The organism is Bacillus sp. GbtcB14, from assembly GCF_019091205.1.
In the GTDB taxonomy this organism is placed as follows: Bacteria; Bacillota; Bacilli; order Bacillales; family Bacillaceae_G; genus Bacillus_A; species Bacillus_A cereus_AG.
On record NZ_JAGXJT010000272.1, the window covers coordinates 1 to 243 of the forward strand.

The window sequence follows — 243 nt, forward strand, 5'->3', positions numbered from 1 at the left end:
CTGATTGCAAATAATTCGTACAGGAGTGTCTACACCGAGATACGCGCGAGTGAATACTTTGAAGACGAACTTTGCAAAAACAATGGAATATTTCAGCCTACGCGGTTTATCTGTGAGATATCTAAACTGGAAATCTATATCCGTGCTTTAATTTATGCACTATTCGCAGCTGTGCGTTGTTGTGACGGGTGTGATTTGAAATTAACAAGACTCGTGGAATGCTACAATTCCGAGCTTTCACGT

At 40.7% G+C, this 243-nt stretch carries 1 protein-coding gene; it reads left to right on the forward strand.

The window, feature by feature from the left end; genetic code table 11:
* Positions 1–25 precede the first annotated feature (25 nt).
* Positions 26–151 (forward strand): hypothetical protein, encoded by a 126-nt coding sequence (locus tag KVT31_RS30940; RefSeq protein WP_368859000.1) that lies wholly within the window; start codon positions 26–28, stop codon positions 149–151.
* The last annotated feature ends 92 nt before the right edge of the window (positions 152–243 follow it).